Origin of the sequence: Streptomyces luteolus (assembly GCF_029968015.1) — a bacterium.
In the GTDB taxonomy this organism is placed as follows: domain Bacteria; phylum Actinomycetota; class Actinomycetes; order Streptomycetales; family Streptomycetaceae; genus Streptomyces; species Streptomyces luteolus.
Genome location: NZ_JASCIS010000089.1, coordinates 1 through 8,044, shown reverse-complemented (window position 1 = coordinate 8,044; position 8,044 = coordinate 1). Strand labels below are relative to the sequence as shown.

The following is an 8,044-nucleotide window of genomic DNA, read 5'->3' as shown; positions in this document are numbered from 1 at the left end:
GCCCCCCGGCGGGGGGGGGGGGGGGGGCCCCCCCCCCCGCGCGGGGGGGGGGGGGGGGGGCCCCCCCCCCCCCCCGCCCGCGGGTGCGGGCGCCGCTTCCCTGGTGTCCTGCCCCGGCTCGAAGCGCCGCGTCGCCCTGGACGCACGGCAGCGCACGCTCGACGGGTATGCGGTGCCGGACTTCCCGGGCCAGCTGCCACTGTTCTGAGGCGTACGAACACGGAGATTCCGGCGCGTACGATCGAGGGATGTCTGAACGCATGATCGCGGCCTGTGACGGCGCCGCGAAGAAGAATCCCGGCCCGGCCGCCTGGGCGTGGGTGCTCGCCGACCCCGCGGGCACCCCGCAGCGCTGGGAGGCGGGCCCGCTCGGCGTCGCCACGAACAACGTGGCGGAACTGACCGCGCTCGCCGAGCTGTTGGAGTCCACCGACCCGGCGGTGCCGCTGGAGATCCGGATGGACTCCCAGTACGCGATGAACGCGGTCACCAAGTGGATCGCGGGCTGGAAGCGCAACGGCTGGCAGACCGCGTCGAAGAAGCCCGTGGCCAACAAGGACCTGGTCGTCCGCATCGACGCGCTGCTCGGCGGGCGCGACGTGACGTTCGAGCACGTCCTCGCGCACCAGGTCGACGGCGACCCGCTGAACGCCATCGCCGACGCCGCCGCCAGCACGGCGGCCACCGACCAGCGGGCCGCGGGCACCGCGCACGGCTCGGACGGCTTCCCCGAGCCCGGCCCGCAGACCGAGGACAAGCCGCGCACGGCCCGCCCCCGCAAGAAGGCGGCGCCGCGCACCGGCGGCGGCCCGGTGATCAAGGCGAAGTTCCCGGGCCGCTGCGGCCACTGCCAGTCGCGCTACGACATCGGCGAGAAGATCACCAAGATCGCCCGTGGCTGGGGCCACGAGGGCTGCCGCGAGGCGGCTCCGGCGAGCTGAACGGAGCCCGCTCCCCGCCCCGCGGGCGAAAGGTCTGGACCAACTCGCCTTCTCCGTCTACCTTTTCCGTGCCCACCCGAAGCGCGATCCCTCAACTCGCCTGCGCCGTACGTCGGTCGACGTCGGCCGGAACGGAGCACGGCATGCTCGCTCGACCGGTGCGTCTCCTGGGGGCGGCGCTCGCCCTCGTCGCCGCCGCCCAACTCCCCGCCGCCGCGGCGCCGCCCGCGCCGCAGGACGAGGTGTGCGCGGTCAAGCCGAAACCCACGGGAAAGGTGCTGCAGGGCTACTGGGAGAACTGGGACGGCGCCGCCAACGGCGTCCACCCGCCCTTCGGCTGGACGCCCATCGACGACCCGCGGATCGGACAGCACGGCTACAACGTCATCAACGCCGCCTTCCCCGTGATCCGTTCGGACGGCACCGTGCTGTGGGAGGACGGCATGGACGCCACGGTGAAGGTCGCCACCCCGGCCGAGATGTGCGCGGCGAAGGCCTCCGGCGCCACCATCCTGATGTCCATCGGCGGCGCCGCCGCGGGCATCGACCTGGGCTCGACCAGCGTCGCCGACCGGTTCGTCGAGACCATCGTGCCGATCCTGAAGAAGTACAACTTCGACGGCATCGACATCGACATCGAGACCGGCCTCACCGGCAGCGGCGACATCGGCCGACTCTCCGCATCCCAGGCCAACCTGATCCGCATCATCGACGGCGTCCTGGACCGCATGCCCCCCGACTTCGGCCTCACCATGGCCCCCGAGACCGCGTACGTCACCGGCGGCAGCGTCACGTACGGCTCGATCTGGGGCGCCTACCTGCCCATCGTCAAGAAGTACGCGGACAACGGCCGGCTGTGGTGGCTCAACATGCAGTACTACAACGGCAGCATGTACGGCTGCTCCGGCGACTCCTACTCCGCGGGCACCGTCGAGGGCTTCGTCGCCCAGACCGACTGCCTCGACAAGGGCCTGGTCGTCCAGGGCACCACCATCCGCGTCCCGTACGACAAGCAGGTCCCCGGACTGCCCGCCCAACCCGGCGCGGGCGGCGGCCACATGACACCCGATCAGGTCGCCCAGGCCTGGCGCCATTACAACGGCTCCCTCAAGGGCCTGATGACCTGGTCCCTCAACTGGGACGGCTCGAAGAACTGGACGTTCGGCGACAACGTCAAGGCGCTGCAAGGGCGTTGACCGTAGGGCCCCGCTAATGAACGCCGGGCGCCGCCATGACGGCCGGGTCGACCGCCATGACGGCCGGGTCGACCGCCATGGCGGCGCTGGTCCGGTGGGTGCAGTCCAGGTGAGGCGTTAGTGCGAGAGGTCGCAGCAGCTCCCGCGCCGCATCCGCTCACTCACCTGGTGCCAGTGCTCGTCCGTCGCGCGGCGCTCCGTGGGCTTCGGTGCGGGAATCGCCGGGAACGCGGCGACCAACTCCCGTGCCGTATAGGTGACTCCACCGCGCAGCACCGACTCCGTCCGGACGAGTGAGTCGAAGTCGGTGAACGGGTCGCCGTCGACCACCACCAGGTCGGCGCACCGCCCCACCTCCAGGGTGCCCAGATCCCGTCCGGCGCCGAAGGCGCGAGCGGGCAGGACGGTCGCCGTGCGCAGGGCCTCGGCGGGGGAGAGGCCGTAGCGGTGCAGGGCGCGGAGGGCCAGATGGAGGTGGAGGCCGACCGCGACCAGGGGCTGGTCGGTGCCGAGGGCGACCAGGCCGCCGTGCGACAGGATGCGGTGGTAGATCCGCACCTCGGAGCGGATCGTCGCCAACTGGGCCTCCGTGGGCGGCTTCGCGGCCTCCTCCTCGACCGTGGCGACGTCCCAGGGCGGCATCAGCCGCGTCACCCGCTCGTCGCGGGCCAGGGAAGGGTCGGCGCCGATCAGCGGGGCGGCCGTGAACGGCGTGGCCACGAGGTGGAAGTCGCCGTGTGTGTAGATCTCCGTGACGTCCTGCCCCGAGCGCCCGCCCGCCGTGAGGGAACGTCCGAACTCCTGCCGCTGCGTGGCCTGCAGATGGGTCGTCAGGTCCTGGCCGAGCTGCATGCCGGGCGAGAGCAGGTGGCTGCCCGCGCGCACGCCGAGCTCCTCGTGCGCGAACCGTGCGGCCTCCGCCATCACCCAACCCGGCGCCCGCACATACGTCTTGACGAAGTCCCAGTCCAGGGCCGCACCCCTCCGCAGGGAACGGCGGAGCCCCGCCCTGGTGGTGTGCGCCCTGCTCATCCCGTACGACGGACGCGGGCCGTCCAGGAGCTCGCCGGTCGTCAGGAGCCGGGGGCCGGCCAGTTCACCGGCGGCGACGGCCTCGCGCAGCCGGGCCTGCTCGTAGGCGAAGCCGCCGAAGGAGACCGCCGTCGTGATGCCGTACGCGAGCTGCAGCGCGGTCTGCCGGCCGCCGTACGTGGCCTGCCAGGGGTGGGTGTGCGCGTCCCAGAGACCGGGGAGCACGGTGTGCGCGGACGCGTCGACGCGGCGCCGGGCCGGGCGGCCCGCCCGGTGCGGCTCGACGGCGGTCACCCGGCCGCCGCGCACCACGAGGTCGACGTCCTCGCGCACCGCGTCGTCGCCGCCCGTGCCGTCCCAGAGCCGGCCCGCGTGCACGACCGTGTCGGCGGGCGTGGGGCGCCGGTGGTCGAGGGGCACGCGGACCGTGCGCGTACGGCCGTTCCCGATGTCCACGAGGCGGAGGCGGCCGGCCGACTGGTACAGGACGCGGCGGCCGTCCGCCGACCACGACGGGTGGTCGGCCGGCTCGTCGCCCAGGAGCTTCGGCGTCCCGTCGGGCGTGCCGTCCGCGCGGATCGGCAGCAGCCACAGGGCGGACTCGGCGACGAGCGCGAAGTGCCGCCCGTCCGGCGACCACACCGGGCCGCTGCCGTAGCGGTCCGAGAGCGACTGGTGCGGGGCGAGCGCGTGCAGCCGCGAGGAGCCGTCGTCCGCGTCGGCGATCCGGATGACGTTGTAGCCCTCGCGGAAGCGCTGGTTGAGCCGTGCCAGGTCGCACAGCGCGATGTGCCGACCGTCCGGCGACCAGCTGGGCCGCCCGGGCGCGCCGCCCGCCCCGAGCGGCTCGGCCACCTTCCGCTCCTCGCCGGAGTCGAGGTCGAGGACCATCAGGTTGTACGCCAGGTCGAGCGTGGCGAGCCGCCGCCCGTCCGGCGAGAGGGCGGGGTGCACACGCCCGCCGCGTACGAGGACCTCCTCGCGGCCCGAGTCGAGCTCGCGCCGGACCACCGCGTGCAGCCCGTCCCGGTCGTCCGTGTAGAGCAGCGAGCGGCCGTCGGGGGACCAGCTCGGCGCGAGCGGGTAGCGCGTCGGTGCGGAACGGACCAGTCGGCGCGGCGGGCGGCCGCCCGAAGTGTCCGCGAGCCAGAGGGAGTTGAGCGCGGCGAACGCCACCTGCCGGCCGTCCGGGGACAGCGCGGGCAGATGCAGCCCGCGCACCGGACGGCTGCCGCCCGGGTCGAGGTCGTACCGCTTGGCGCGGTAGCGCGGCCGGTCCACGGAGAGCTCGCCGCGGAACGGGATCGCCTCGTACGCGTCCGGCCGTTCGGGGCGGACGAGCCGGAACGCGCCGTCCACGGTGAGCAGCAGCTCGTCGCGGCCGGTCCAGCGCGGCGGCACCGGATGCACGTCACCGTCCACCGCGACCGCCGCGCCCGCCACGAGGAGCGTGCAGGAGGCGCTCGGCGCGGGAGTGGTGCGCAGCACCGCGAGCGTCCCGGCCGGGGAGAGCGCGGGTGCGAGCAGTTGGGTGCCGGTGCGCTCCTCCGCGTACACGGTGGTCACGGGGCCCGAGCCGTCAGCGGGTACGGACGCGACCGTACGGGAGTCGAGGCCCGGGCGTTCCGGCAGCACCCGGCCCCGCACGAACAGCACGCGTGTCCCGTCCGGGGACCAGGTCGGGTCGAAGTCCTCCCAACGGCCGTCCTGGTGCGGGCCTTCCTGCCCCGGCACACCCGTCAGGCGGGTCAGCGCGCCGGAGTCCAGGTCGAGCACCCAGATCCGGTACGGGCTGCCCGCCACCGGGTCGCCGCCGCGCTCGGAGGCGAACGCGATCCGGCGGCCGTCCGGGGACCAGGCCGGGCCGCGGTCGTCCCAGGGGCCGTCGGTGCGACGGGTGAGGTCCGAGCCGTCGGGCTTCAGCGTCCAGATGTGGAACGTGCCGCCCCGGAACGCGCAGACCGCGAGCAGGCTCCCGTCAGGCGAGAACACCGGCCGGGTGGGCTCCAGGTCGACCGGCGTGAGCGGCGCCGCGACGCCGCCCGAGCGCGGCACCGACCAGAGCACGCCCTGCACTTCGGCGACCACGGCACCGGACGGCGCGAGCGTGGCGGCGCCGTTGGTCGCGGCCGTGAACGTGTATCCGACCTCCCGGCCCGAGGCCGCGGCGGCGGGCCGGGGGACCGTGACCGTCGAGGCCAGGGCGGCGGTGGCGGCGGCACCTTGCAGGAAGCGGCGTCTGCTGACATCGCCGGGGTCCGCGTCGGCCGGGGACTCGGGGCGGCGGGGTACGTCCGAAATGTCCAACGGGTCCTCCTGTGGCCGTGATCACGTGTGCGGGCGAGTCTGCCCATGCGTGCGGGCCGCGCGGAACACCACGTTGAGCCGTTGGAGGAGTGCGGACCGGTGAATCCCGGCCAGTCCGCCCGAGCGGACTACGCGGCGGCGGATCCGGTGGCGGAACCGGCGCCCGCTCCGGAAGCCCCGGCCGTCGCGGCATCGTCGCGCCGCCCGCCTGCCGTGGTCCCGGAGTCGCGGCCCTCCGCGTACCACTCGCGCACCAGGGTGTCGTAGATCGGCGTGCTCGACACGGGAGCAGCGGAAGGAGTGGGCGAGGCGGTCGGTTGCGGGGTCTTGGTCATGTTCATCGGTACACCTGGGATACGGCTCGTTGCTTGTGTCACCGCGGCACCGTACGGCACGTGACCTGCTCGCAGCTGTGATCGATCTCTCCCGGGGCCGATCGGGGAGACGCCGCTCAGGGCCCGGTCCCGCGCCGGTACGCGGAAGGGCTCAGCCCTGTCTGACTCCGCGTCCTGGCACGGAGGTTGGCGGCCGCGCCGAGACCGCCGCGCGGGGCCACCACGTTGGGCCCGGCCTCGCCGCGTTCGATGAGACGGCGGGCGTACGCCGAGCGGTGACCGAGAGCGAACCCGTCGAGCCGTTCCTCCGCCCAGACGAGCAGCGGGCCGATCGACCGTCGCGCACCAAGGGGCACCGGCCGCTCCACGAACTGCCGCTGCCCGCCCTGCCGATGGGCGGCGCAGGTCTCAGTTGATCTCGGTGGCTTTCACCGCCTGCGCAGGCGGCCGGTAGGCGTCGTCGGCGTACCGGCTGCGGGATGACGGAAGTCACGGCCGGGCGGCCTGGACCTCACGGGTGAACGGGGCGCCGCCGCGGCGCACGTAGAAAATTCCCTTGCGGCGCCGGTCCGGGAATCGTGATCCTCGACGGATGGCTTCCCCAGTGCCCCCGCCGCCGGACGGCCGCGCCGGGATCGACGCCCCACTCGTCGAGCGGCTGATCGCCGCCCAGTTCCCGCGGTGGCGCGGGCTGCCGGTCGAGCCGGTGCCCGTGGACGGCTGGGACAACCGTACGTACCGGCTGGGCGACACCATGACCGTGCGCCTGCCCACCGCCGCCGGGTACGTCCCGGCCGTCGACAAGGAGCACCGGTGGCTGCCGCGCCTCGCGCCCGACCTGCCGCTCGCCGTGCCCCCGGTGCTCGCGAAGGGAGAGCCGGGCGAGGGCTATCCGCATCCCTGGTCGGTGCGCGGCTGGCTCGACGGGGACACGGTGACGCGTGAACGCATCGGCGACATGGGCGAGTTCGCCGTCTCGCTGGCCGCGTTCGTACGGGCCCTGCAGCGCTGCGACCCGGACGGCGGGCCGCGCGCGGGCGTGCACAGCTTCTACCGCGGGGCGCCACCGGCCCACTACGACGAGGAGACCCGGCGCTGTCTCACGGCCCTCGACGGGCACGTCGACACCGGCCTCGCGGCGAAGGTCTGGGACGCGGCCCTCGCCGCCGAGTTCAGCGGACCGCCCGTCTGGTTCCACGGCGACATCGCCTCCGGCAACCTGCTGCTCGTCGACGGGAAGCTCAGCGCCGTCATCGACTTCGGCACCTCCGGCGTCGGCGACCCGGCCTGCGACCTGGTGATCGCCTGGACCCTGTTCGCGGGCGCCGACCGCGAGATCTTCCGCCGGGCCGTCGGACAGGACGACGGTACCTGGGCGCGGGCGCGCGGCTGGGCGCTGTGGAAGGCGCTCCTCGTGCTGTCCGAGACCGTCGACCAGGCCTCGGCCACCGCTTCCGCCACGGCCGCCGTGAACCGGCACGTGATCGGCGAGGTGCTCGCGGACCACGCGCGCTACGCGTGACGCCGCCGCTGCCGCCCAGGTCAGGGGCCGCATGCTCCCGTACGGGTGACGGCGGGGGCGTGCCGACCGGCCGTCGGGGCGCGGCCGGACCATGATCACCGCATGTCACTCCTCCCCGCCGCGGCGCCGCTGCGCCGCCGCCTCCTGCTGCCCGCACTCGCCGCCCTCTCCCTGTTCACCGCCGTCGTCCCGGCTCAGGGCACCGCGCAGGCACACCAGGCGGGCCTGCGCTGTCCGCACTCCGCCTGCGGGTCGACGAGCGTCGGGCAGCCCTCGCTCGCGCCGCCGTCGCAGGAGCCCTGCACCAGCAAGGAGCAAGTCGTCTGCCGCATCCGGGAGATGACGCCCGCCGAGCGGTACGAGGCCCGGGACGTGCGCGTCCGCTACCACCAGCTCCTCACCGACATGGGCCGCAGGCGCTGCGAGCTGGAGCGGGCCGGGGCGAGCCCCGAGACCGTCGCCCGCGAGCTCGTCCGGATGCGCAACGAGGCCAAGGACATCGCCCGCGCGGGCATGACCCCCGCCCAGGTCGCCGCCCTGGAGGAGCGCAACCGCAAGAAGTACGGCAATCCGCTCGGCCCGACCGCCGACCAACTGCACACCAAGTACGGCTCCTGGGAGGAGGTCGTCGAGTCGGCGGGCCGCACCAGCGCGGCCGTCGACGGCGAGCTGGGCCTCGCGTACAAGGCCTGCCCCTGCTCGCGCACGCAC

General features: G+C 74.3%; 6 protein-coding genes and 1 pseudogene. 4 read left to right on the top strand and 3 right to left on the bottom strand.

What is annotated here, in order from left to right:
• Positions 1-248: 248 nt before the first annotated feature.
• Both QIT00_RS38355 and QIT00_RS38350 read left to right on the top strand, forming a co-directional pair.
• Positions 249-941, top strand: coding sequence for a ribonuclease H family protein (locus QIT00_RS38355; protein WP_282540135.1), 693 nt, complete (start codon positions 249-251; stop codon positions 939-941).
• A 143-nt stretch (positions 942-1,084) separates the two neighbouring features.
• A complete protein-coding gene (locus tag QIT00_RS38350) occupies positions 1,085-2,137 on the top strand; it encodes a chitinase (RefSeq protein WP_282540134.1) in 1,053 nt (350 codons plus the stop codon).
• Between the two features lie 117 nt (positions 2,138-2,254).
• Here the strand turns inward: QIT00_RS38350 and QIT00_RS38345 are convergent, their stop codons facing one another.
• The 3 genes and pseudogenes from QIT00_RS38345 to QIT00_RS38335 all read right to left on the bottom strand — a co-directional run.
• The gene (locus QIT00_RS38345) at positions 2,255-5,476 is read right to left on the bottom strand and encodes an amidohydrolase family protein (RefSeq protein WP_282540133.1); all 3,222 of its coding nucleotides are present in this window, start codon (positions 5,474-5,476) and stop codon (positions 2,255-2,257) included.
• A gap of 128 nt (positions 5,477-5,604) precedes the next feature.
• The gene (locus QIT00_RS38340; RefSeq protein WP_282540132.1) at positions 5,605-5,817 is read right to left on the bottom strand and encodes a hypothetical protein; all 213 of its coding nucleotides are present in this window, start codon (positions 5,815-5,817) and stop codon (positions 5,605-5,607) included.
• Between the two features lie 110 nt (positions 5,818-5,927).
• Positions 5,928-6,212: pseudogene (locus QIT00_RS38335) on the bottom strand (AraC family transcriptional regulator); the annotation flags it as partial.
• A gap of 191 nt (positions 6,213-6,403) precedes the next feature.
• Here QIT00_RS38335 and QIT00_RS38330 point away from each other — a divergent pair.
• Positions 6,404-7,333 carry an aminoglycoside phosphotransferase family protein gene (locus QIT00_RS38330; protein WP_282540131.1) on the top strand — a complete coding sequence of 310 codons (930 nt, stop codon included), beginning with the start codon at positions 6,404-6,406 and terminating at the stop codon, positions 7,331-7,333.
• A gap of 102 nt (positions 7,334-7,435) precedes the next feature.
• A partial coding sequence (locus QIT00_RS38325; protein WP_282540130.1) for a hypothetical protein occupies positions 7,436-8,044 on the top strand: 609 nt, incomplete at its 3' end.